Below are 23,280 nucleotides of genomic sequence, written 5' to 3' on the forward strand. Positions count from 1 at the left end.
TCGCGGATGATCTTTCAGCCTTTCACGCTGGATGAGGTGATGCCCTCGACGAACTGTCGTTGCAGCACGAGATACATGACGACGAGGAAGCTACGCTCAAGTTACCGGTAATGCACCTTGTGCGACAAGCCAGGATCAGTGCGCGGTTCTGCCGCCCAGGACCGCCGTCAGCCGCGCGGAGGCGTCGTCGACTTGCGCACGTGGAGCAGTGGCGCCGCAGGCTCGGTGATGGGCCCTGAACGCGCTGGCTCGATCTTGCGGAGCAGCTGCTCGACGGCACGTCGCCCGACGCTCGCGACATCGATCTTCGTCGTCGTCAGGGGCGGGTAGAAGTACGCCGCCTCCGCGATGTCATCGACTCCGGTCACGCTGATCTGTTCCGGCACGCCGATGCCGCGTTCGTGCAGAGCGTGGATGACGCCGAGAGCGATCTGATCGTTCGCGGCCACGACAGCTGTCACCTCGTCGACGGGCAGGGTGAGTCCGATCTCGTATCCCGCGCGGGCAGACCATCCGCCGAAGCGGGCTCCGACCGGCTGCAGCTGCTCGGCCTGCAGTGCGGCTGTGAACGCTCTGCTGCGACCGTGGCTGGCGAGCCATTTCTCCGGCCCCCCGACGTGGAACAGTCTTTTGTGGCCCAGCGATAAGAGGTGCTGCGTCGCGACCAGCACGCCGGCGGCGCCGAGGTCCAGTCCCTGCTCAGGGTTCTGCACCGAGTCGCTGCGTTCCATGAGCACCGGTACGCGGAAGGTGGCTCCGGTGAGCGCGTCCGCGATGCTCTCGGTGGGGATCAGTGCGATGACGCCGGCGAGATCCTGCTGGTTGATCAGTGCGAGTGCCTCGTCGATCGACTCGTCGCGATCCGGCTCGAGAGTGATGATGTCGAGCAGGTATCCCGCTTCGCGCGCAGCCTGCGACGCGGCACGGATGACTTCGATCGGACCGACCTGATCCATCTCATAGGTCAGCGCCGCGATGCGATGCGATCGCTGAGTGGCCAGAGTCCTGGCGGTGACGTTCGGCACGTAGCCGAGCTCGGCGATCGCAGCGGCCACGCGCTCGCGCGTCTCAGGGCGGAAACCCTCATCGCCGCGCACGATGCGCGCCACTGTCTGATGGGAGACGCCCGCGCGCTGTGCCACATCGTAGATCGTGGGGCGCTTGAGCCGCGTGCCGCTGTGGTCAGTCATCGTGTTTGGCCTATCCGGCCCCTGTGCGGGGAGCCGTTCGGGGTCAGCCTAGCGGCCCGCAGTTAGGCTGACACCGGGTCATGCACAACGTCGCCACCGGACTCATGCAGTCCGATCGCGACGTTTGGCGTGGAGAGGATAAGTGGGCAGAACCCGCTGAGATCAGTTGTCGTCTCCGGCGTCTTCTGAATCGCTGGATTCGGGGGTCTCCTCCGAGTCCGCTGCGTCGTCGGCCTCATCGGTCGGAACCACCTTGACGGCCGAGATCTCGAACTCGAGGGTGATCTTCTCGGAGACGAGCACTCCGCCGGAATCCAGGGGAGTGTTCCACTCCAGGCCGTAGTCGCGGCGGTTGAGGCGGCGACTGCCTTCGAAACCGGCGCGGAGTTCACCGTACGCGCCCACCTCGATGCCTGTGAGCGCGAGCGGGATCATGACCTGGCGTGTGACGTCGCGGATCGTCAGATCGCCAGTGACGCTGAAGGCGCGGTCATCGACCTCTTCGATGTGCGTGCTGACGAAGGTGATCTGTGGCCACGTGTCGGCCTCGAAGAAGTCGGCGCTGCGCAGGTGGTCGTCACGCTGCTTGCTGCGAGTGTCGACGCTGGTGACGTCCATCGTGACCTTCGCCCAGGAGTTCTCCGGGTGCTCGGTGTCGACATGCAGGTGGCCGGTGACGTCATTGAACGCGCCGCGGACGGTCGTGACCATCGCGTGCTTTGCAGAGAAGCCGATCCGGGTGTGTGCCGGGTCGAACTCCCAGTCGCCGTTCACTTTGTCGTGGTCGATCACGCGTAACTCCTGTTCGCTCTCGCAACGGTCGGCGAGACAACTGGTAGATAGTACCGGTTCGACCTGGGGAATACGGGGCCATCGGATTGTGCGGCGCACAGCCAATCCGTTCGGGCGACGTCGACGAACCTCTTGTGAACCGCACAGCGGTGAGATCCAAGGAGGAATCATGCGTTTCATCCCCACAAAGGTCCACGGCATCCTCGACTACATCGTCGGGGTCGCACTCATCATCGCGCCGTGGCTGTTCGGATTCGCGTCGGTCGGGGGAGCGGCCGTCATCATCCCGATCGTTCTCGGCGTCGGCTTGATCGTCTACAGCCTCTTCACGAAGTACGAGTGGGGCCCGTTCGGGTTCATCCCGATGCCGGTCCATCTCGTGTTCGATGTCGTGGCAAGTCTCTTCCTGGCGCTGTCGCCCTGGATCTTCGGCTTTGCCGACGAGGCGATGAACGTGTGGCTGCCGCATGTCGTGGTGGGCGCGGCGGTGATCGTGGTCGTGATCTTCTCGCAGCCGCAGCCAGCTCAGGTGCGAACCCGCGAGATGCGCGTCTGACGGCCGCCGCGCACGTCGCGCACAAGCGAGTGGTGGGCGGGGCCACCGGCGGTCCCGCCCACCTGCCAGATGTGAGCGATCAGCAGCCGTCGCCTACGAGCCGCTCTTCCCGTTCTTCGCGGCGAAGTCGACCGAGACGACGACACCTTGCTCGACCCCGCGGACCCAGAGCCAGTTCCCCTGCACCTCGAAGGACTCCACACCCGACACGGCGACCTCCGAGTTGCGGACGGCATGGCTTTCGCCGCCTTCAGCCGAAGACGCAGCAGCAGCGTGGAGACCGTCACCGCTGTGGTGATCCCGCCTCGCAGGGCCAAGCCGGACGTTCGTGGACGTCGGCGGGGGAGCGACGAGTCTGGGGCGTTCTGCATGTCTGATCTCCTGAATCGCGGGGGATTGCTGCGATCAGTGACGGTAGGGAAGTCAGATCACTTGAGTGCGGCGTGAGGATGAACGACCAGACAGCGATTCTCGTCTGTCGTGGTGAACGGCGGGTGTCACCGCATGCTGTGGCCTGAGGTCTAGCGACGTGCGGCCGCGAACTGCGGAAACGCGAGCAGCACCATGTCCACGAGTTCGTCGAGGGGGCGCGTGAGCGGATCGGTGGCAGGAAGGCCGAATTCCAGCTCGATGTCGTCGATGGCCCCGATGATCTCGTCTCCGGTCATGCCCTCGTGGTTGACGGCGACTCCGATCACCTTCGCGTCGGAGAAGGCCTCGATCAGGGCGATCTCGCTGGCGAGGGTGGGCATGGGGATCAGTGGGAAGTCGCCGAGGGCCAGTCGGTGCGGGGCGTGCTGCACGATCACGCCGGTCGGCCTGCTGCCACGCAGGATGTATGCCGAGGTCAGGTAAGCGGGATGGCTGAGCGCGCCCTGGCCCTCCACGATGATCAGATCCGGGTTCTCACCGTCGAAAGCGGCGACAACTTGATTCTCGACCTCACCGGAGCAGTACTGCGGCACCAGGGCATCCAGCGCGACGCCGTACTTCCCACCTTGGATGATGGCCGTCTGCCCGGTGCCCACCAGGACAGTCCGGATGCCGCGATCGTTGAGCGATGCGGTGAGCAGCGTTGCTGTCGTGCGTTTGCCGATCGCGCCGTCAGTGCCGAGGACAGCGATGCGCGGGCAGGAGACGTCGAAGATGCGGCCGGAGAACTGATGGAGCTCCTCGATGCGACGCGGACGACGGATGTCGGTGATGGTCACCCCGCTGAGCAGACTTGCCGCGACGAATTCGACGTCGTCGCCGAGGAACTCATGTAGACCGTTGATGATGTGCATGCCCCGCGCGACGCCGTCAAGGAGAACCTCCCGCTGAGCGGCGGAGAGTCTTCCATCGCTGGGGGCGACGCCACAGATGAGGTAGTCCGGCGTGTGCCCGGCGTGCGTGATCGCCTCGGCGAGGGTCGCGAGGATCGGGATGCCGTTCGCGGTGTCATCCAGGATCATTCCGGCGTCGGCGCCGGCGAGCGCGCTGTCCAGGACACTCAGGACGTTGTACTTCTCGGAGTGACGGACGAGGCCGTTGGCGGTTTTGCCGTCCTGTTTGCCGAACTGGCCTTCGCAGTAGACGACGGCGGTGACCCCCGCCGGAAGCGAAAGTCCGGTGCCAGGTCGTTGTTCGTCTCCGGGAAGGCCGATAGTCGTCGGGATGACGGTGTTCATTTTTTCCTCAGTTGTCGCACAGAGGAGGCGACAAGAAGCGGAGGGCCGTGAAGCTGTCGGTCGACGAGAAGTCTTCCCTGATGATCGGCGAGATGCCGACAACGCTGACGCTATCAGGTGCGGGAGGGAGAAAGGCCGGATCGGCCGTGAAGTGTGGGCGATACCGGACTCGAACCGATGACCTCTTCCGTGTGAAGGAAGCGCGCTACCAACTGCGCCAATCGCCCATGTGTAGTTGTCGTGTGCACTGTGGCACAGGTAGAAAGCATACCCGATCGCTGGAGTGGTTCCGGCACGCGGTGGGCGACCGGGCGTGGCGCATCTCGAGGGTCCGACGTGACACGCCCGGCTGCGTCACGCGGTTTGGTGATGGGCCGATCCTGGGATAATGTATTTCAAGTGCCCGGGACACCGGGAACGAAATGCGGATGTAGCGCAGTGGTAGCGCATCACCTTGCCAAGGTGAGGGTCGCGAGTTCGAATCTCGTCATCCGCTCGAGTGCAGGAGCCCCTTCGGGGGTTTCTGCATGTGGGTTCGAATCCACCTCATGGTGGCGTGGCCGAGAGGCTAGGCACCGGCCTGCAAAGCCGTTTACACGGGTTCGAATCCCGTCGCCACCTCTCTGCACAACTGAATAGCCTTCTAGGCGCGATTGGCGCAGCGGTAGCGCGCTTCCCTGACACGGAAGAGGTCACTGGTTCGATCCCAGTATCGCGCACAGACAAAACCCCGGTTCAGCCGGGGTTTTTTGTGTTTAAGCCGACCGCGCGCTGTGCGCGCAGCACCGGAGCGCGCTCACCGCATCGAGTTGTGACGCATCCAGTCGTCCCAGGTCATCGACGCCCCGACACGGACGGGCTCGGCGAGCGAGGCTCGCAGGCCGCGCAGGTAGTACTCCAGGTGTCGCAGATTCAGGGCGCGGTCCTCATCCGGGTCGTCCGAGGCAGACGGGCGCAGGTGGACGATCGCGGCCATGATGTCGCCGGGGCCGAACTCGTAGGGGATCACGCCGCGGGCGGCATCGAGCTCGACCAGAGCCTTGAGTGCCTCGTGCAGCTCGTCGGAGAGTCGCTCGATCTCGGGTGTCATCGGCGTGCTGCGGTTGAGCAGCGTCGGCAGATGTCCTGTGGACTGCTCGAGGTGGCTGCGCAGGAAGTGCGCGACGGTGCCATCGTCGCCTCCGTCTGCGGCGCTGGCACCTGCCGTCTGCACTATGTCCTCCAGTGAGCTGCGACGCAGCTCGCGGATCAGATCGTCCTTGCTGGCGTAGCGGCGGTAGATGCCGCCGACGCCGATTCCAGCGCGCTCCGCGATCAGTGACATCGGGGCGTCGTAGCCGCGCTCGGCGAACACTTCGCGGGCGGCGCGGAACAGAGCTGTGTCGTTCGCGCGAGCCTCTCGGGCGCGCCCGGGGGCGGCAGGGGGATCGGCGGGCATTTCGCCAAGGTAGCAGAGTGCGGCTATGCTCTCCAGATAGAACGGAACGTTCCGTTCCGATTGGAGATTCATGTCGACTGACACGCTGCGCGTGGCGGCATCAGCCCCGCGCCATACCGAGCCGAAGGCCCCGCGACCCTGGTTCGTGCTCGCTCTGGCGGTCGCAGTCCTCACCTATTCGATGATGCAGACGATGCTGCTGCCAGTCCTGCCGGCACTGAAGGATGCCCTGCACACGGACGGGATGGGAGTGAGCTGGATCCTCACTGCCTACCTGCTCAGCGGTGCGGTGGCCGCCCCCGTACTCGGTTCGTTCGGAGACAGGTTCGGTCACCGTCGCATGCTGCTCGTCTCGATGGGCGTGTTCGTCGTCGGCAGCATCATCGCGGGCATCGCACCGAACCTGACGCTCGTGCTGATCGGTCGTGTGCTGCAGGGGGCATCCACGGCATCATTCCCACTCGCACTCGCGATCGTCAGCACGTACCTCTCCGGTGACGAACGGCGCTCGGCGACCGGATGGCTCAGCGGAACCGTCGGCCTCGGCGCCGGCATCGCGCTCGTGATCGGCGGGATCATCGCGGGAATCGCTCCCTGGCAGTGGCTGTTCTGGGTCGGCGCGGTCTTCGGAGTCCTGTCGATGGTGCTCGTCGCCGCCGCGGTGCCGGCGCGTCGCGCAACCGGGCAGGCGCGTGTCGACTACGCCGGAATCACGCTGCTTGCCGTGCTGCTCGTCGGTGTGCTGCTGGTCGTGTCCCAGGCGTCGAGTTGGGGGATCACGTCGCCCGGCATCGTGGCAGCAGCCGTCATCGCGCTGCTGGCCGCCGTGGCGCTGATCGCCGTCGAGCGACGCGTCTCGGCGCCACTGCTCGACCTGCCGGTGCTGGGCCGCCCGACGATAGCGATCGGCAACGCGCTGGGCGTGCTGCTCGGGTTCGTGCCCTACCTCTTCTACGTCGGCATGCCGATTCTGCTGCAGACGCCAGAGCCGGTCGGCGCCGGCATGGGAACCCAGGCGACCGGCTGGGTGATGCTGCCTGGAACACTCGTCGCGTTCGTGGGCGGACGGTTCGCGTCGGTTCTCATGCGGTGGATGCGGTCGGCATGGGTCTCCGCGCTGGCCATGGTGCTCATCGCGGTGGGAGCGCTCGGCATCGCCGCATGGCCGCACGACCTCATCGCGAACATCGTCTTCTACGCCGTGATGGGGCTGGGCGCCGGGATCGGCATGACGGTGGTGGCGGATCTAATCGCGCGAGGGTCTGAGCCGCACGAACTCGGCGGGCTGCTGGGCGTGAACGGCGTACTGCGCACGATCGGCTCGTCGTTCGGTGCGCCTGTGGCGATGCTGATCCTGGCCGCCGCTGCCGGCGTCACCGGGTTCGTCGTGCTGTTCCTCGTCGCTGCGCTCGCGAGCATCGTCGGCGCGGTGCTGTCGCTGTGCCTGCGGACCGGAGCGCGCTGAGCGCAACGGGGGCATCCGGCAGTGTTTCCGGATGCCACGGGGGAGGCGCGTAGACTCAACCCATGGAATCCGTGTCGACCCTTCCCGTGACCTCTGTCACCGGCGTCGTCACGCGAACTACGAGCGCCTGAGCGGGCAGGGCGCCATGCGCCCGCAGCTGAGCCGACTCATTCCATCGTCTATCAGGAGAAACCCCCGTGTCAGACAACGCCCAGCCCAGCGCCGACAAGCGCGACGGCTTCGCCCTGTTCACCGACCGATCCGTCATCGCCATGCAGGTGAACGGCGACCTCAAGGATCTCGCGGCCACCGTCACCGAAAGTGACATCGTCGAGCCGGTCACGATCGACAGCCCTCTCGGGCTCAGCATCCTGCGTCACTCGACAGCGCACGTGCTCGCGCAGGCAGTGCAGCGCATCCGGCCGCAGTCCAACCTCGGCATCGGACCGCCCATCACCGACGGCTTCTACTACGACTTCGGTGTCGACGAGCCCTTCACGCCCGAGGACCTCAAGTCCATCTCGAAGGAGATGCAACGCATCATCCGCGATGGGCAGCGCTTCACCCGTCGCGTCGTCACCGAGGAAGAGGCACGAACAGAACTCGCGCACGAGCCGTTCAAGCTCGAGCTGATCGAGCTCGCGGGCGGCCCCGGCTCTGGTGCGGATGCTGCCGAAGGAGCCTCCGCCGAGATCGGCGCCGGCGAGCTGACCATCTACGACAATGTCACCAAGGATGGCGAAGTCGCGTGGAAGGACCTCTGCCGTGGCCCCCACGTGCCGACCACCCGGATGATCGGCAACGGCTGGGATCTCACCCGCGTCGCCGCGGCCTACTGGCGCGGCAGCGAGAAGAACCCGCAGCTGCAGCGCATCTACGGCACGGCCTGGCCCACCAAGGACGAGCTGCGCGCCTACCAGGAGCGGCTGGCCGAGGCCGAGCGCCGCGACCACCGCAAGCTCGGCGTCGAGATGGACCTCTTCTCGTTCCCCGATGAGATCGGCTCTGGTCTGGCGGTGTTCCATCCCAAGGGCGGCATCATCCGCTACGAGATCGAGGAGAACCTGCGCCGTCACCTGCTGCGCAACGGCTACGACGTCGTCAACTCGCCGCACATCACCAAGAAGGATCTGTTCCAGACTTCAGGGCACCTGCAGACCTACGCAGATGGCATGTTCCCGCCGATGCACCTCGACGAGGTCGTCGACGACGAGGGCAACGTCACCCGTCAGGGCCAGGACTACTACCTCAAGCCGATGAACTGCCCGTTCCACAACCTGATCTTCCGCTCTCGCGGTCGCAGCTACCGCGAGCTGCCCCTGCGCCTGGCAGAATTCGGCACCGTGTACCGGTACGAGAAGAGCGGCACGCTCTCTGGCCTGACCCGCGTGCGGGGGCTGACGCAGGACGACGCGCACATCTACGTCACCCAGGATCAGGTGCGCGAAGAGCTCACCACCAACCTCAACCTGGTGCTCGAGCTGCTGCGCGACTACGGGCTCAACGACTTCTACCTCGAACTGTCGACCAACGAGATCGGCAACCCGAAGTTCCTCGGCGAGCCAGAGCAGTGGACCACTGCGATCGACACGCTGCGTGAGGTCGCTGTCGAGTCGGGTCTCGACCTCGTCGACGACCCGGGCGGAGCGGCCTTCTACGGCCCGAAGATCTCGGTGCAGGCACGCGATGCGATCGGTCGCACCTGGCAGATGTCGACGATCCAGCTGGACTTCAACCAGCCGGAGCGCTTCGAACTCGAGTACACCGGCCCCGACGGCGCCAAGCACCGTCCGGTGATGATCCACCGCGCGCTGCTCGGCTCCGTGGAGCGCTTCTTCGCGATCCTACTCGAGCACTACGCCGGCGACTTCCCGCTGTGGCTTGCGCCCGCGCAGGTGGTCGGGGTGCCGGTCGCCGATGATTTCGGCCCGTACCTGGATGAGGTCATCTCGCAGCTGCGTGCAGCGGGCATCCGGGCTGAGGTCGACCACTCCGACGACCGGATGCAGAAGAAGATCCGCAACCACACCACCGCCAAGGTGCCGCTGATCCTGATCGCCGGTGCGCAGGACCGCGACGCCGGCACCGTGTCGTTCCGGTTCCGCGACGGCTCGCAGGAGAACGGCGTGCCGATCGCGACCGCGATCGAGCGCATCCGCACCGCCGTCGCGAGCCACGCGCGGGTGATGACGGCAGAGGATCTCGCGTGACTGACGTCGAGGACGCCGGCCGGCTGGCCGGCGTCCCCGACGAGTTCCAGCGGCTGTGGACCCCGCACCGGATGGCGTACATCCAGGCTGGACCCGAACCGCTGCGCGAGGAGTGCCCGTTCTGCGAGGCGCCGAAGCACGATGATGTCGAGCGGCTGATCGTCGCGCGCGGCAAGACGGCGTACGTGCTGTTGAACCTGTTCCCGTACAACTCCGGCCACCTGCTCGTGTGCCCCTACCGCCATATCGCGACGTACGACCAGGCGACGGCCGAGGAGGTCGCCGAGATCGGTGAGCTCACCCAGATCGGCATGCGGGTGCTGCGCGGGGTCTCGAACTGCGACGGGTTCAACCTGGGCATGAATCAGGGCGCTGTCGGCGGCGCGGGAGTGGATGCCCACCTGCATCAGCACGTCGTGCCGAGGTGGACGTCGGATGCCAACTTCTTCCCGATCATCGCCAAGACCAAGGCTCTGCCGCAGCTGCTCGGCGAGGTGCGCGAGGCCGTGGCCGGGGCCTGGCCAGCAGGCGCCTGAGACCGCATCGACGTCCGGGGGAAGATCATCCACATTCTGCAGACGCGTACGCCAGGCCTGTTCCTCGCCGGCGTTGCGATAGTCGGCATGGTGGCCCTCACAGGCTGCGCGCCCACTGATCCGGTGGCCGAACCCTCGGCGGTCGAGACGACGTCGCCGGGGTCGCCGACGCAGCCTTCGCCGGCGGACACCGAGGCGGAATCGGATGCCATGTCAGAGGCGCTCGCGGAACGCGAGGCGTTTCTCGACGCCCAGCAGTTGCCGCGGGACGGGACACCGCTCGTGGCCGTGACGGATGCCCAGAAGCAGCTCGTGACCGAGCAGCGCGCCTGGTCGGAGTCGCAGGGCGCCACCTGGACTCCACAGGACGAGTCCATCGTGCTTGCCCTCGCGGCGGACGCCTGCGAGAGCGCGATCCTCAATCAGCACGTGATCGACGGCGCGTTCCTGATGACTGTGGTCACGAACTCACCCCTCGTGCAGCAGCTGATCCCTGCCGACGCGAGCGATGAGAAGAAGGCGCTTTACGTGCGCAACCTCGCATCCATGTCGGTTTTCGGCGCAGGATTCCTGTGCCCCAGCGACAAGGCGGCCTACAACGTGGCATTCGCGGAGGCCTTCCCGGAGCAGTGATCACGGGAGCCTGAAATGAGATGCCCCGTGATGGGCCTCAGCGCACCTGGCGCGCGGTGAACTGCATCCGCGGGTTGGCGTACGACTCCTGCACCTCGATCAGGCGCAGCTCGCGATCGCCGGAATCCAGCGTCGCCTGCAGCAGATCGAACACGCTGGACACGGTGCGCTCGAGGGCGAGCTTCGCGTCTGAGGTGGCGACGTAGTGCGCGGTGAACAGCGCCGCGGTCACGTCACCCGACCCGTTCGCCTTCATCGGCAGGTGCGGGGTCGTGACCAGCCACGCGCCCTTCGCATCGGCTGCGAGCATCTCGATCGTGCCCTGCTCGCGGTCGGGACGCTCCACCGAGGTCACCAGCACGGTGGACGGGCCCATGGCCATCGCCGCATCCACCGAGGCGAGGGTCGACTCGAGGGTGTCGGGCGAGGTGCCGGTCAGGTATCCGAGCTCGAACTGGTTCGGCGTGATGATGTCGGCCACCGGCACGACCTTGTCGCGCAGCAGATCGGGAATCGCCGGTGCGACGAAACAGCCCGACTTGGCGTTGCCCATCACGGGGTCACACGCGTACACCGCGTCAGGGTTCGCTGCCTTGACGCGTGCGACGGCATCGATGATGACGTCGCCGATTCCCTCACCGCCCTGGTAGCCGCTGAGCACAGCATCGATCTGACCGAAGACGCCGCGGTCCTCGATGCCGGTGACGACCTCGCGCACATCGGCCGGATCGATCATCGGACCACGCCACGCACCGTAACCGGTGTGGTTCGAGAAGTTCACCGTGTACACCGGAAGCACATCGACGCCGATGCGCTGCAGCGGGAAGACGGCGGCGGAGTTGCCGACGTGTCCGTAGGCGACGGCGGACTGGATCGAGAGGATCTTCATCCTGTTATCTTCGCACCCGCCACGGCACCGCTCGTCACGCGACGGCACCGCTCGTTACGCGAGGGCGCCGTCTGTCACCGCTGCGCCGCCGCGAGGTCGTCGATGAGGCGCTCGGCATCAGCATCCGACAGGTCGTGCACGGTGAGGCGCAGATGATGCGAGGCCGGCGTGGTCTCATCGAGTCGGAACTCGTCACCGGTACGCGCGAGCCAGCCCCGACGCATCAGCCGCTCGGCGGCGATCCGTGCCGGCACCGCCAGCTGCACCCACAGACTCAGCCCGTCGGACGACGCGGTAGGGATGCCGCGGGCGGCGAGCGCCGCGGCGAATGTCGCATTGCGCTCCGCGTAGTACGCCGCGGCGCGGGAGATCTGGGCGCGCACGTCGGCATCCGTCAGCTGCGCATGCGCGAGCCGCTGCAGGAGGTGACTCACCCAGGTCGTGCCAGGGCTGAGGCGCATCGACAGGCGCTCGGCCGTGGTCGGGTCTGTGGCGGCCAGGGCCAGGCACATGTCGGGCCCGAGAAACTTCGACACCGAGCGCACCAGCGCGTAGCGCCGGTGCTCCGGGCTGATCAGGGACGCGTACGGGTGCGGGGACAGCAGCGAGAAGTGGTCGTCTTCGATGATCAGGACGTACGGATGCTCGGCGAGCACTTCCCGCAGAGCGGCGGCGCGTGCGGGGGAGAGGCTGACCCCGGTCGGGTTCTGCGCGCGCGGTGTGCTGATGATGGCGCGCACGCCGGCATCAAGGGCGGCGCTCAGGCCCTCGACGGTCATTCCCTCGTCGTCCACCGGCACCGGCACCGCGCGATAGCCGCCGAGACGGACAGTGTGGATGCTGGCAAGGAAGCAGGGGTCCTCGAGTGCCACGGCGTCGTCGCGCATGAGTGCCTGCGCGAGCAGGCGCTCCACGGCATCGACGGCGCCGCTGGTCACGCAGATCTGCAGGTCATCCCGGGGGAGGTCTGCCAGCATCCACTCCCGCGTCCACTCCTCGAGACCCGCGTCGATGACGGGCTCGCCGTAGAGCACCGGGCGCCCGACGATGCGGCTCAGGGCCGCCGTCGGGTCGGGGATCAGCGCGGGGTCCGGGTTGCCGGAGGCGACATCGTGCAGCACGGTGTCGGCCACACCTTCCTGAGCGACGCTCTCGGCTCCGGCGATGAGCGTGCCGGCTCGTCCTCTGGACACGACGAGACCCGCCTGGGCGAGTTGACGATAGGCGGCGACCGCCGTGTTGCGGTTCACGCCGAGGAGGCCAGCGAGCTCTCGCACCGGCGGCAGGGCGTCACCGGGGCGCAGCATTCCGCGCTCGCGCAGCCCGCGCACGCTGCCGGCGATCTCGGCGGCGGTGGTCCCGGTGATCATGTCGTTCACACCTCGATTCTATGGTGCTATCTTTTGACATAGGCCAAACAATTCTTTGTCACAAGAGGAGTCACCCATGGCATCCGACCAGAACCCGACCACCGGATCGCAGCGCGTCAAGCGCGGACTCGCCGAGATGCTCAAGGGCGGCGTCATCATGGACGTCGTCACAGCGGAGCAGGCGAAGATCGCCGAGGATGCCGGCGCTGTCGCCGTCATGGCGCTCGAGCGCGTACCCGCCGACATCCGCGCTCAGGGCGGCGTCTCGCGCATGAGCGACCCCGACATGATCGACAGCATCATCGCCTCGGTCTCGATCCCCGTCATGGCGAAGGCCCGCATCGGGCACTTCGTCGAGGCACAGGTGCTGCAGGAGCTCGGCGTCGACTACATCGACGAGTCCGAGGTGCTCTCACCCGCCGACTACGTCAACCACATCGACAAGTGGGACTACACCGTGCCGTTCGTCTGCGGTGCGACCAACCTCGGCGAGGCGCTCCGCCGCATCAACGAGGGTGCGGCGATGATCCGCTCCAAGGGCGAGGCCGGCACCGGTGACGTCTCCGAGGCGATGAAGCACATCCGCAAGATCCGCGGCGAGATCGCAGCGCTTGGCGCGCTGTCGAAGGACCAGCTGTACGTCGCAGCCAAGGAGCTGCAGGCACCGTACGAGCTGGTCGCCGAGATCGCTGAGACCGGCAAGCTCCCCGTCGTGCTGTTCGTCGCAGGCGGCGTCGCGACGCCGGCGGATGCGGCGATGATGATGCAGCTCGGCGCAGACGGCGTGTTCGTCGGCTCCGGGATCTTCAAGTCCGGCGACCCCGTAGCGCGTGCCAAGGCGATCGTGCAGGCCACCGCTGCCTACGACGACCCGAAGGTCATCGCGGAGGTGTCGCGCGGACTCGGCGAGGCGATGGTCGGCATCAACGTCAGCGACCTGCCCGCCCCGCACCGGCTCGCCGAGCGCGGCTGGTAGCGCGCAGCACCAGGCATTGCGCCCGTCGCTGGCATCCGATCGAATCGAACGCGAATGATCGGGTGCCAGGGGCGGTGCTCCGACGAGAGTGGATGTCGAAGGGAGCAGCGATGATCGAGACTCTGAACCATCTCGTCGACGAGATCGAGGCGCACCTCGGTGACGCCCCGGACGTCGACGAAGTCGCACGTGGCTCTGGGGCCACCGGGTATCACGTGCGGCGGATGTTCTCGTCGCTCGCAGGCATGTCGGTGTCGGAGTATGTCCGCCGCCGCCGGATGACTGTCGCCGCGGCGGATGTCATCGGCGACGAGGATCTCCGCACCATCGCCGTGCGGTACGGCTACGGCTCGACCGAGGCGTTCGGGCGAGCCTTCCGTGCCGTGCACGGTGTCGCGCACGGCGATGTCCGTCGTGACGGCGGCCCCCTTCGCAGCCAACCACAGCTCAGGTTCCGCCTGACCGTCGAAGGGAGCATCCCGATGGATGCACGAATCCACGAACAACCCGCGTTCCGTCTGATCGGTCACGCCGCGCGCGTGCCGCTGATCCACGAGGGCGTCAACCCGCACATCCAGGAGCACATCGCCTCGCTGCCGCCCGCCGAACACGGTCGGCTGAAGATGCTGAGCAGCATCGAACCGGCCGGCCTCCTGCAGGTGACGGCCGACGTCGATGACGAGTATGCGGAAGGCAGCGAGCTCACCTACCTGCATGGGGTCGCGGTGTCGGCAGAGACCTCGACCCCAGATGACCTCGACGTCATCGACGTCGGGGCCGGCACCTGGGTGGTGTTCCGGATCTCGGGCCCGTACCCGGCGGCCCTGCAGTCGGCGTGGGCCGCGACGGCAGCCGATTGGTTCCCGTCGAACCCGTGGCGACTGCGCCACGGGCCGTCCATCGTCGCGATCCTCGATCGTGCCGAGGACTTCAGCACCGCAGTCTGCGAACTGTGGATGCCCGTCGAACGGAGTCTGCCTTGACCGACCTTCTGACACCACTGCAGGGCAAGCGCGTCGGCGTGCTCGCCCTGCAGGGCGACGTGCGCGAGCACGTCTCGATGCTGGAGAGGCTCGGGGCGGAGGTCGTGCGCGTGCGCCGCCCCGAGGAGTTCGCCACCGTCGGAGGACTCGTCATCCCGGGCGGGGAGTCGAGCGTGATCGACAAGCTCACGCGCATCTTCGGACTGCGCGAGCCGATCCGCGACGCGATCGCCGAGGGGATGCCGATGCTCGGCACCTGTGCGGGGCTGATCATGCTCGCCGACACCATCACCGACGCCATCGACGGCCAGCAGACGTTCGGCGGCATCGACGTCGTCGTGCGGCGCAACGCCTTCGGCCGCCAGGTCGAGTCGTTCGAGGCGTCACTCGACGTGCCCGCGCTCGGCCCCGAGCCGGTGCGGGCGACGTTCATCCGCGGTCCGGTCGTCGAGACCGTGGGATCGGATGCCACCGAGCTGGCCGCCCTCGCTGACGGCCGTGTCGTGGCGGTCGAGCAGGGCAACCTGCTCGGCATCAGCTTCCACCCCGAACTCGACGGCGAGACGCGCTTCCATCGGCGGTTCCTCAAGCGCGTGGCGGAGCAATCGGCACTGATAGGGCAGCGCATCCCGTCCCGCTGATCTAGCGCAGACCATCCACCAGGGTGCGCACCGCCTCGACCGATCTGGCGATGTCGTCTTCGGTCGTCGCCCAGGACGACATCGAGCAGCGCAGCGCCGCCTGGCCGCGCCATTCGGCACCGGTCATCGCGGCCGTGCCCTCTGCGAGAATCGCTTCACCCAGTTGCCTGGTCTGCTCGTCTGAGCCGAAGCGGAACATCACCTGGGTGTAGTCGACGTCGTTGAGCACTTCCACTTCCTCGATCGATTCCAGTCCATCGGCGAACAGGCGCGCATTCGCGTGCAGGCGATCGATCAGCGTGGCGACGCCGGAGCGGCCGAGAGCGCGCAGCGCGGCCCATGCGGGCACGCCCCTCGCCCGGCGCGACAGTTCGGGCGCGGCATCCCACGGATCAAGACTCGAGTAGATGAGGTAGTCACCGCCGGTGCGGAACATCGCGATCGAGTCGGCAGGGTCCCGCACGATCGCCATGCCGCAGTCGTACGGCACGTTCAGCGTCTTGTGCGCATCGGTCGCCCACGAATCGGCATCCGCCATCCCCATGGTCAACGGTCGCAGCGCAGGCGACGCCGCAGCCCACAACCCGAAAGCTCCGTCTACGTGTACCCACGCGCCATGCTCCTGGGCGAGAGGGATCAGCACGTCGAACTCGTCGAACGCGCCGGTGTGCACCTCGCCGGCCTGCAGGCACACGATCAGTGGGCCCTCTCCGCCGGCGAGCGCCCTCTGCAACGCGTCAGGGCGCATCCGTCCCTGGTCATCGGCATCGACCACCAGCATCTCGTCGCGTCCGATGCCGAGGAACCGCGCCGCCCTGTCGACCGAGCCATGCCGGTCAGCGCCGACGACGAGCCGCAGCGGCGGGGCATCGCGCAGACCCCGTGCAGCCAGGTCCCATCCGCTCCTGGCATAGACCGCGTTGCGAGCGGCGGCGAGGCAGGTGAAGTTCGCCAGCTGTCCACCGGTGACGAAGCCGACGCTGGATGAACGCGGAAGATCCAATAGATCCAGCATCCACTGTCCTGCCACTCGCTCCATCGCGACCGTGGCAGGCGTGAGCAGGGACGAGCCGGAGTTCTGATCCCACGCCGACACGAGCCAGTCCGCGGCGAGAGCCGCCGGGTGGGTCCCGCCGATCACGAACCCGAAGAAGCGGCCGCCCGGGATGGCGACGAGTCCTGGATCGGCCAGTGTCGCCATCTGCTCCACGACCGATGCCGGATCCGCACCGTTCTCGAGCAGCGGGCCGCCGAACGCGGTGAGCATCTCATCGATGTCCGCGCGCGGCCAGACCGGCCTGTCGTCGAGGGTGTGCAGGAATCGCGTCGCGAGGTCGTGCGCGGCGTCGAGAGCCCGCTCCCGATCATCCATGTTCGCCAGTCAAGCACCGGCCCGATGCGCCGGCAAGAGCATGCACCGCGTGCGGTCGCCGCCGCTCTCGGCAAGCGGACCGCTCGTTGCTAGAATGGACGACGCCCTGGAGGCGACTCCGGGCGGATAAACGAGCGGAGATATATGTCCGGGCATTCCAAGTGGGCCACGACCAAGCACAAGAAGGCGGTCATCGACTCGCGCCGTGCCAAGTCGTGGGCGAAGCTCATCAAGAACATCGAGGTCGCGGCAAAGCTGGGCGGCGCCGACATGGCCGGTAACCCGACGCTGTTCGATGCGGTGTTCAAGGCCAAGAAGATGTCGGTCCCCAAGGACAACATCGACCGCGCAGTGAAGCGCGGAGCGGGCATCGGCGGCGAGTCCGTCGAGTACTCCTCGATCATGTACGAAGGCTACGGACCCAACGGCGTCGCACTGATGATCGAGTGTCTGACCGACAACAAGAACCGTGCGGCAGCCGAGGTGCGCACCGCGCTGAGCCGCAATGGCGGCACTCTGGCAGACCCCGGTTCGGTCGCGTACAACTTCAGCCGCAAGGGCGTCATCGTCGTGGGCGGCGAGGGCACCACTGAAGACGACCTCATGATGGCAGCCCTCGAGGCCGGCGCGGAGGAGATCGAGCCCCATGGCGACGGCTACGCCGTCATCACCGAGGCGACCGACCTGGTCACGGTCCGCACTGCACTGCAGGCCGCCGAGATCGACTATGAATCGGCAGACGTCGAGTTCGTGCCGAACCTCAAGGTCGAGATCGACGCCGCCACCGCGCGCAAGGTGTTCCGCCTGATCGACGCGCTCGAGGACAGCGACGACGTGCAGAACGTCTTCAGCAACTTCGACCTCACCGCTGAGGTGCAGGCCGAGATGGAGAACGACGGCGACGACGACTGAGCCGATCCGGCGGCGCGGGCGCGCCTGTGCCGCCGCGTCGGTGACCGATCGTAGCCTGGGGGAGTGAGCTCCTCTCTGCGCGTTCTGGGCATCGATCCAGGACTCACCCGCTGCGGCATCGGCATCGTCGACGTCGACCGGTCGCGTCGCGCGACGCTGGTGCACGTCGGCGTCGTGCGCACTCCGGTGGATGCTGACATCGCCGAGCGCCTGGCCGGCATCGCCGCCGGCATCCGCGCTGTCATCGAAGAGCACGCCCCCGCAGCGGTGGCGGTGGAGCGGGTCTTCGCCCAGCAGAACATGCAGACGGTGATGGGCACGGCCCAGGCATCCGGTGTCGCGCTCCTCGTCGCGGCCGAAGCGGGCCTGCCCGCCGCCACACACACGCCCAGCGAGGTCAAAGCCGCAGTCACCGGGTACGGCTCGGCCGACAAGCGCCAGGTGCAGGCGATGATCGCGCGCATCCTGCGACTGGATGCCCCACCGCAGCCCGCTGACGCAGCGGATGCCCTCGCCATCGCGCTCTGCCACGCCTGGCGCCGTGGCGGGCCCACGGCCGGTTCCGGCGGTGGCGGACTGACACCTGCCCAGCGCGCGTGGGCTGACGCAGAGCGCTCCACGCGCGTGTCTCGAACGTATGTGCGACCATCCAGCTAAGGTGAAGTCATGATCTCCTCCCTGCGCGGCACGGTGCTGCACACTGCACCCGGTCAGGTCGTGATCGAGACCGGCGGCGTCGGGCTCTCGGTCTTCGTACCGGCCGACATCGGACACACGGCTGTGGCGGGGGAGCAGCTTCGCCTGCACACCAGTCTGATCGTGCGCGAGGACGCCCTGACGCTGTACGGATTCAGTGACCAGGACGAGCTGGAGATCTTCGGGCAGCTGATCAGCGTGACCGGCGTCGGGCCGAAGTCCGCGCTCGGCGTGCTCTCGCACCTCACCGTCGACCAGATCGCCGAGGCGGTCACTGCCGAGGACGACGCTCCGTTCCGCCGTGTCTCCGGCATCGGACCGAAGACCGCGAAGCTGATCGTGGTGCAACTGGCAGGCAAGGTGCAGCCGCGCATCGCCAGCGCGCCCGCGGGCGCTCCGGCTACAGTCATCACCGATCAGGTGACGGCGGCGCTGGTCGGGCTCGGATGGTCCGAGAAGGTCGCGGCAGAGGCTGCCCTGCAGACTGCGGAGGTCGCGACGGATGCTGAGCGCGAGTCCGTGCCGGCACTGCTGCGCCGCACGCTCGCCGCCATGGGCCCTGGAGGCAAGCGTGGCTGACGAACCACACGACGCCGCCGAGGCGCTCGACGAGACCGAGCTCGCGATCGAAGGCGCGCTGCGGCCGACCAGCCTCGACGAGTTCGTCGGACAGCACAAGGTGCGCGGCCAACTGCAGCTTCTGCTCGAGGCCGCCCATATCCAGGAGCGCACGGCAGACCACATCCTGCTCGCCGGCCCGCCGGGACTCGGCAAGACGACCCTCGCGATGATCGTCGCGCACGAGAGCGGTCGACCGCTCCGGCTCTCCAGCGGCCCCGCGATCCAGCACGCCGGCGACCTCGCCGCACTGCTGTCGAGCCTGACACCGGGCGAGGTCCTCTTCATCGATGAGATCCATCGGATGGCCCGCTCCGCGGAGGAGATGCTGTACCTCGCGATGGAGGACTTCCGCATCGACATCATGGTCGGCAAGGGCGCCGGCGCCACCAGCATCCCCCTCGAACTCGCCCCGTTCACCCTGGTCGGCGCGACCACGCGCTCGGGCCTCCTGCCCAATCCGCTGCGAGACCGGTTCGGGTTCACCGGACACCTCGAGTTCTACGATGAGTCCGACCTCGAGCGCGTGATCTCACGGTCGGCGAGCGTGCTCGGGGTGCGCCTGCCTCATGATGCCCTCTCGGAGATCGCCCGTCGCTCCCGAGGCACGCCCCGCATCGCCAACCGACTGCTGCGCCGCGTGCGCGACTACGCACTCGTGCATGGTGGTGGTGGCTCAGCATCCATCTCCGACGTGCGCGCGGCGCTTGAACTTTACGACGTCGACCCGATCGGACTCGACCGCCTCGACCGCGCCGTGCTCGACGCGCTCGTGCGTCGCTTCCGTGGTGGCCCGGTAGGACTCAGCACCCTGGCCGTCGCCGTCGGCGAAGAGGGCGAGACCGTCGAGAGCGTGGTCGAGCCCTATCTGGTGCGGATCGGCTTCCTCGGGCGCACCCCGCGCGGCCGCATCGCCATGCCGGAGGCGTATGCACATCTCGGCATTGCGCACCCCGACGGGGCCGCATTGTTCGATGACCTATAATCGCTGAAGACTTCCCGGCTCATCCCCCCTACGCACCGCCGCGTTCGGCGTGCACCTCGAAAGGCTGTAACTCTCATGGAAATCATCCTCTTCGGACTTCTTGCCGTGATGCTCGTGTTCATGTTCATGAACACCCGCAAGCGCCAGAAGCAGATGAAGGAACAGCAGGAGGAGAAGGCTTCGAAGACCGTCCCCGGCGCGAAGGTGCTGCTGCAGGGCGGCCTGTACGGAACCGTCGTCTCCTACGACCCCGTCGATCTCGACAAGCCCGCCGAGATCGAACTCGCTCCCGGCGTGATCATCGAGGTGCACAGCCAGTCGATCCTGCGCGTCGTCGAGCCGACCGAAGCCGCTGACTCGTACGCAGAGGATGCCGCTGCGGACGCCGTGGAAATCGTGGATGAGGAGCACCCCGAGGTGACTCCCGCCAAGGACGCGAACGACGGCATCGAGACGATCCAGGTCGAGACGCCTGAGGAGACCAAGGCACGTCTCGAGCGCAACGACGACAACTGACGAAAATCGACGCCTTCGGGCGTTTCACGCGGAAAGCGGAACTACGTGGCATCCTCAACTCCGACCCGCCATGCGTGGCGGGTCCTTCTAGGCCTGCTCCTCGTCACGGCGGCTTTGTTCGGCATCAACGCCCTCGGCGTCTACGGGTTCAAGGAGAGCTCATGGACGCCGGAGCTCGCACTCGACCTGCAGGGTGGTACGCAGATCGTACTGAGCGCGCAGACCGCCGACGGCTCCGACCCGACGCAGGAGCAGCTCGACCAGGCCGCGGCCATCATCCGCCAGCGCGTGGACGCCTCCGGCACCGCAGAAGCTGACATCACCACCGAGGGCGGCCGCAACATCGTCGTCCAGATCCCCGGTGTCGCCGATCAGGAGACTCGCGATCGGATCCAGGCGAGTGCACAGCTGGAGTTCCGCGCCGTGCTCGTGGCCACCGACCCCGCGACGGAGTTCGTCGGCGAGGACGGCAAGACGACCGCCTTCCCGACGCCGAACGAGACCATGAACGCGGTCCCGACGCCGAAGCCGACCGACGGCAGCGATCCGTCGCAGATCACCGAGAAGCAGTTCGCCGCGCTGCAGTCGTTCGACTGCACGGCCGAGCGTCCGAGCACCACGCCGCCGGCTGACGAACCGCTGGTCGCCTGCGACCCCACCGGCTCGGTCAAGTACCTGCTCGGCCCGATGGAGCTCGACGGCACCGTCATCGACGATGCCACCGCCGGTCGTGACCAGAAGTCCGGCGCATGGACGGTCAACCTCGAGCTCGACAGCAAGGGCACCGAGGTGTTCGGTGACATCAGCCAGCGACTGAACGCCAACCGCATCGCGGGCCTCAGCCCGCGTGACCAGTTCGCGTTCGTGCTCGACGGCGTCGTCATCTCCGCCCCGGTCATGCAGGCCGCGATCCTCAACGGCAAGCCCAGCATCTCGGGCAACTTCACGCAGGAGAGCTCGCAGACCCTCGCCGACCAGCTGCGCTACGGCGCCCTGCCGCTGAGCTTCAACGTTGAGAGCTCTGACACGATCTCGGCGACGCTCGGCTCGCAGCAGCTGCAGATCGGCCTCATCGCCGGTCTGATCGGACTTGGTCTCGTCGCGATCTACTCGCTGATCAGCTACCGGGCACTCGGCTGGGTGATCATCGCATCCATCGGCGTGATGGGTGTGCTCACCTACATCATCATCTGCATTCTCGCGTGGCGCATGGGCTTCCGCCTGTCGCTGGCAGGTGTGGCGGGTCTGATCGTCTCGATCGGATTCACGGCCGACTCGTTCATCGTCTACTTCGAGCGAATACGAGATGAGCTGCGCGATGGCAAATCCATCACCGGCGCCGTCGAAGACGGCTGGGGCCGCGCCAAGCGCACGATCTACATCTCGAAGTCGATCAACATCCTTGCAGCCGTGGTGCTGTACATCCTCGCCGACGCCACGGTGAAGGGCTTCGCGTTCACGTTGGGTCTGACAACGCTCATCGACGTGTTCATCTTCGTGATCTTCACGCATCCGGTGATGCAGCTGCTGGCGCGCACCAGATTCTTCGGTGGCGGACACCGGCTGTCCGGACTCGATCCGGAGTCGCTCGGTGCGGTGTACCGGGGTCGTGCCCAGTTCCGTGAGGCGCAGGTCGGCTCCGCCGGTCGCGCGGCTCGCAACAAGGGCGCCCGCAATGAGGCCGAGAAACGCCAGACCATCGCCGAGCGCAAGCGCGCGGAGGCACTCGCCGCCAAGGGATCCTCGGATGCCGGAAAGGACTCCGACAGCTGATGTTCTCCATGAATGAGTTCGGCAACAACCTATACTCGGGCAAGACGTCCTTCCCGTTCGTCGCGAAGCGTCGCCTGTGGTTCATCATCGCGATCGTGCTGATCGTCGGCAGCGCCCTGGTGCCCCTCATCCGGCCGGTGCAGTTCTCGATCGAGTTCACCGGTGGATCGCAGTTCGTGGTGGCAAGCCCCGCGACCGGTGCCGACGGCAAGCCCGACCAGTCGCTCGCGACCGATGCGGTGCGCTCGGTGGTTCCCGAAGCCACGGCCAAGGTCGTGATCGTGAACAACCGCGACGTCCGCGTGCAGACCGACCAGATGAGCGCACTGCAGACCCAGCAGGTCACCGAAGCGCTCTCGCAGGCGTACGACGTCAAGGTCGAGGACATCACCAACTCCTTCATCGGACCGGCCTGGGGCGAGAACGTCACCCGGCAGTCGCTGTGGGGCCTGGCGATCTTCCTCGCGCTGACCTTCCTGATCCTGGCGATCTACTTCCGCACCTGGAAGATGTCGGCGGCAGCGATCCTCGGTCTGCTCGACGTGCTCGTGATCACGGTCGGCGTCTACGCGCTGGCCGGATTCGAGATCTCACCGGCGGCGGTGATCGGATTCCTGACGATCCTGGCGTACTCCTTGTACGACACCACAGTCGTGTTCGACAAGGTTCGAGAGAACACCACCGAGGACGCGAATCAGACCACGCGAACGTTCGGCGAATCGGTGAACCTCGCGGTGAACCAGACGCTGGTGCGATCGATCAACACCTCGGTCGTGGCAGCGCTGCCGGTCGGTGCGATCCTGTTCATCGGCGCGTTCTGGCTCGGTGCCGAGACGCTCACCGACATCTCGCTGTCGATCTTCGTCGGCATCATCGTGGCGACGTACTCGACGCTGTTCGTCGCCGCCCCGCTCTACTCGCTGTTCCGCGAGAACGAGCCCGCGATCGTCGCTCACGACGCCAAGGTGCACGAGGCGCGTCAGCGCTCTGTAGCGGCCAAGGCCTGATCCGCTCGCGGGGTCGGCAACTGCCGGCCCCGCGTAGGATGTTCTGATCGGA

22 protein-coding genes and 4 tRNA genes are annotated in these 23,280 nt (G+C 66.9%); 18 read left to right on the plus strand and 8 right to left on the minus strand.

The window, feature by feature from the left end:
• Window positions 1-167: 167 nt before the first annotated feature.
• Together MNR00_RS08285 and MNR00_RS08290 are read right to left on the minus strand one after the other, a co-directional pair.
• A complete protein-coding gene (locus MNR00_RS08285) occupies window positions 168-1,190 on the minus strand; it encodes a LacI family DNA-binding transcriptional regulator (RefSeq protein WP_241928671.1) in 1,023 nt (340 codons plus the stop codon).
• A 162-nt stretch (window positions 1,191-1,352) separates the two neighbouring features.
• Window positions 1,353-1,982: a YceI family protein gene (locus MNR00_RS08290; RefSeq protein WP_241928672.1), complete on the minus strand. Its 630-nt coding sequence runs from the start codon at window positions 1,980-1,982 to the stop codon at window positions 1,353-1,355.
• 169 nt (window positions 1,983-2,151) lie between these two features.
• Here MNR00_RS08290 and MNR00_RS08295 point away from each other — a divergent pair, with 169 nt between their 5' ends.
• Window positions 2,152-2,538, plus strand: a complete 387-nt coding sequence (locus tag MNR00_RS08295; protein WP_241928673.1) for an SPW repeat protein — start codon at window positions 2,152-2,154, stop codon at window positions 2,536-2,538.
• Window positions 2,539-3,059: 521 nt separating this feature from the next.
• Here the strand turns inward: MNR00_RS08295 and MNR00_RS08300 are convergent.
• Both MNR00_RS08300 and MNR00_RS08305 read right to left on the minus strand, forming a co-directional pair.
• The gene (locus MNR00_RS08300) at window positions 3,060-4,208 is read right to left on the minus strand and encodes a DUF1611 domain-containing protein (RefSeq protein ID WP_241928674.1); all 1,149 of its coding nucleotides are present in this window, start codon (window positions 4,206-4,208) and stop codon (window positions 3,060-3,062) included.
• A gap of 154 nt (window positions 4,209-4,362) precedes the next feature.
• A tRNA-Val gene (locus MNR00_RS08305) sits at window positions 4,363-4,435 on the minus strand.
• A 197-nt stretch (window positions 4,436-4,632) separates the two neighbouring features.
• Here MNR00_RS08305 and MNR00_RS08310 point away from each other — a divergent pair.
• The 3 genes from MNR00_RS08310 to MNR00_RS08320 all read left to right on the plus strand — a co-directional run bounded on the left by MNR00_RS08310 (window position 4,633) and on the right by MNR00_RS08320 (window position 4,927).
• Window positions 4,633-4,704, plus strand: a tRNA-Gly gene (locus MNR00_RS08310).
• Window positions 4,705-4,758: 54 nt separating this feature from the next.
• Window positions 4,759-4,829 (plus strand) — tRNA-Cys (locus MNR00_RS08315).
• A 26-nt stretch (window positions 4,830-4,855) separates the two neighbouring features.
• Window positions 4,856-4,927, plus strand: a tRNA-Val gene (locus MNR00_RS08320).
• 77 nt (window positions 4,928-5,004) lie between these two features.
• Here MNR00_RS08320 and MNR00_RS08325 read toward each other — a convergent pair.
• Window positions 5,005-5,646: a TetR/AcrR family transcriptional regulator gene (locus MNR00_RS08325; protein WP_241928675.1), complete on the minus strand. Its 642-nt coding sequence runs from the start codon at window positions 5,644-5,646 to the stop codon at window positions 5,005-5,007.
• 70 nt (window positions 5,647-5,716) lie between these two features.
• Between MNR00_RS08325 and MNR00_RS08330 the strand changes: the two genes are divergently transcribed.
• The 4 genes from MNR00_RS08330 (at window position 5,717) to MNR00_RS08345 (ending at window position 10,490) form a co-directional block, all read left to right on the plus strand.
• The gene (locus MNR00_RS08330; protein WP_241928676.1) at window positions 5,717-7,111 is read left to right on the plus strand and encodes an MFS transporter; all 1,395 of its coding nucleotides are present in this window, start codon (window positions 5,717-5,719) and stop codon (window positions 7,109-7,111) included.
• Between the two features lie 272 nt (window positions 7,112-7,383).
• The gene (thrS, locus tag MNR00_RS08335; RefSeq protein ID WP_241928795.1) at window positions 7,384-9,321 is read left to right on the plus strand and encodes a threonine--tRNA ligase; all 1,938 of its coding nucleotides are present in this window, start codon (window positions 7,384-7,386) and stop codon (window positions 9,319-9,321) included.
• Window positions 9,318-9,857, plus strand: coding sequence for an HIT domain-containing protein (locus MNR00_RS08340; protein ID WP_241928677.1), 540 nt, complete (start codon window positions 9,318-9,320; stop codon window positions 9,855-9,857). Before thrS ends, MNR00_RS08340 begins: the two co-directional genes overlap by 4 nt.
• Before the next feature lie 123 nt (window positions 9,858-9,980).
• Entirely contained in the window at window positions 9,981-10,490 is a 510-nt protein-coding gene (locus MNR00_RS08345) for a hypothetical protein (protein WP_241928678.1), read from the plus strand.
• A 37-nt stretch (window positions 10,491-10,527) separates the two neighbouring features.
• Here the strand turns inward: MNR00_RS08345 and pdxY are convergent, their stop codons facing one another.
• Window positions 10,528-11,379, minus strand: a complete 852-nt coding sequence (pdxY, locus tag MNR00_RS08350) for a pyridoxal kinase PdxY (protein WP_241928679.1) — start codon at window positions 11,377-11,379, stop codon at window positions 10,528-10,530.
• A gap of 74 nt (window positions 11,380-11,453) precedes the next feature.
• Entirely contained in the window at window positions 11,454-12,749 is a 1,296-nt protein-coding gene (locus tag MNR00_RS08355; RefSeq protein ID WP_241928796.1) for an aminotransferase class I/II-fold pyridoxal phosphate-dependent enzyme, read from the minus strand.
• A gap of 76 nt (window positions 12,750-12,825) precedes the next feature.
• Here MNR00_RS08355 and pdxS point away from each other — a divergent pair, with 76 nt between their 5' ends.
• From pdxS to pdxT, 3 genes are all read left to right on the plus strand, one after another.
• The gene (gene pdxS, locus MNR00_RS08360; protein ID WP_241928680.1) at window positions 12,826-13,725 is read left to right on the plus strand and encodes a pyridoxal 5'-phosphate synthase lyase subunit PdxS; all 900 of its coding nucleotides are present in this window, start codon (window positions 12,826-12,828) and stop codon (window positions 13,723-13,725) included.
• Between the two features lie 110 nt (window positions 13,726-13,835).
• On the plus strand, window positions 13,836-14,708 hold the full coding sequence (locus MNR00_RS08365) for an AraC family transcriptional regulator (protein ID WP_241928681.1): 873 nt from the start codon (window positions 13,836-13,838) through the stop codon (window positions 14,706-14,708).
• 77 nt (window positions 14,709-14,785) lie between these two features.
• The gene (pdxT, locus tag MNR00_RS08370) at window positions 14,786-15,349 is read left to right on the plus strand and encodes a pyridoxal 5'-phosphate synthase glutaminase subunit PdxT (protein ID WP_241928797.1); all 564 of its coding nucleotides are present in this window, start codon (window positions 14,786-14,788) and stop codon (window positions 15,347-15,349) included.
• Window position 15,350: 1 nt separating this feature from the next.
• Here pdxT and MNR00_RS08375 read toward each other — a convergent pair whose 3' ends face one another.
• A complete protein-coding gene (locus MNR00_RS08375; RefSeq protein ID WP_241928682.1) occupies window positions 15,351-16,721 on the minus strand; it encodes an aminotransferase class V-fold PLP-dependent enzyme in 1,371 nt (456 codons plus the stop codon).
• Between the two features lie 144 nt (window positions 16,722-16,865).
• Here MNR00_RS08375 and MNR00_RS08380 point away from each other — a divergent pair, with 144 nt between their 5' ends.
• The 7 genes from MNR00_RS08380 to secF all read left to right on the plus strand — a co-directional run bounded on the left by MNR00_RS08380 (window position 16,866) and on the right by secF (window position 23,228).
• On the plus strand, window positions 16,866-17,633 hold the full coding sequence (locus MNR00_RS08380) for a YebC/PmpR family DNA-binding transcriptional regulator (protein ID WP_241928683.1): 768 nt from the start codon (window positions 16,866-16,868) through the stop codon (window positions 17,631-17,633).
• Between the two features lie 63 nt (window positions 17,634-17,696).
• Window positions 17,697-18,290: a crossover junction endodeoxyribonuclease RuvC gene (gene ruvC, locus MNR00_RS08385; RefSeq protein WP_241928684.1), complete on the plus strand. Its 594-nt coding sequence runs from the start codon at window positions 17,697-17,699 to the stop codon at window positions 18,288-18,290.
• A 9-nt stretch (window positions 18,291-18,299) separates the two neighbouring features.
• Entirely contained in the window at window positions 18,300-18,908 is a 609-nt protein-coding gene (gene ruvA, locus MNR00_RS08390) for a Holliday junction branch migration protein RuvA (RefSeq protein ID WP_241928685.1), read from the plus strand.
• Complete coding sequence (gene ruvB / locus MNR00_RS08395) at window positions 18,901-19,932, plus strand: Holliday junction branch migration DNA helicase RuvB (RefSeq protein WP_241928686.1); 1,032 nt, start codon at window positions 18,901-18,903, stop codon at window positions 19,930-19,932. Before ruvA ends, ruvB begins: the two co-directional genes overlap by 8 nt.
• Window positions 19,933-20,007: 75 nt before the next feature.
• Window positions 20,008-20,448: a preprotein translocase subunit YajC gene (locus MNR00_RS08400; RefSeq protein WP_241928687.1), complete on the plus strand. Its 441-nt coding sequence runs from the start codon at window positions 20,008-20,010 to the stop codon at window positions 20,446-20,448.
• A 45-nt stretch (window positions 20,449-20,493) separates the two neighbouring features.
• Complete coding sequence (secD, locus tag MNR00_RS08405) at window positions 20,494-22,221, plus strand: protein translocase subunit SecD (RefSeq protein WP_241928688.1); 1,728 nt, start codon at window positions 20,494-20,496, stop codon at window positions 22,219-22,221.
• Entirely contained in the window at window positions 22,221-23,228 is a 1,008-nt protein-coding gene (gene secF / locus MNR00_RS08410) for a protein translocase subunit SecF (RefSeq protein WP_241928689.1), read from the plus strand. The genes secD and secF overlap by 1 nt, the downstream gene beginning before the upstream one ends.
• Window positions 23,229-23,280: the final 52 nt, after the last annotated feature.

The organism is Microbacterium sp. H1-D42, assembly GCF_022637555.1.
In the GTDB taxonomy this organism is placed as follows: domain Bacteria; phylum Actinomycetota; class Actinomycetes; order Actinomycetales; family Microbacteriaceae; genus Microbacterium.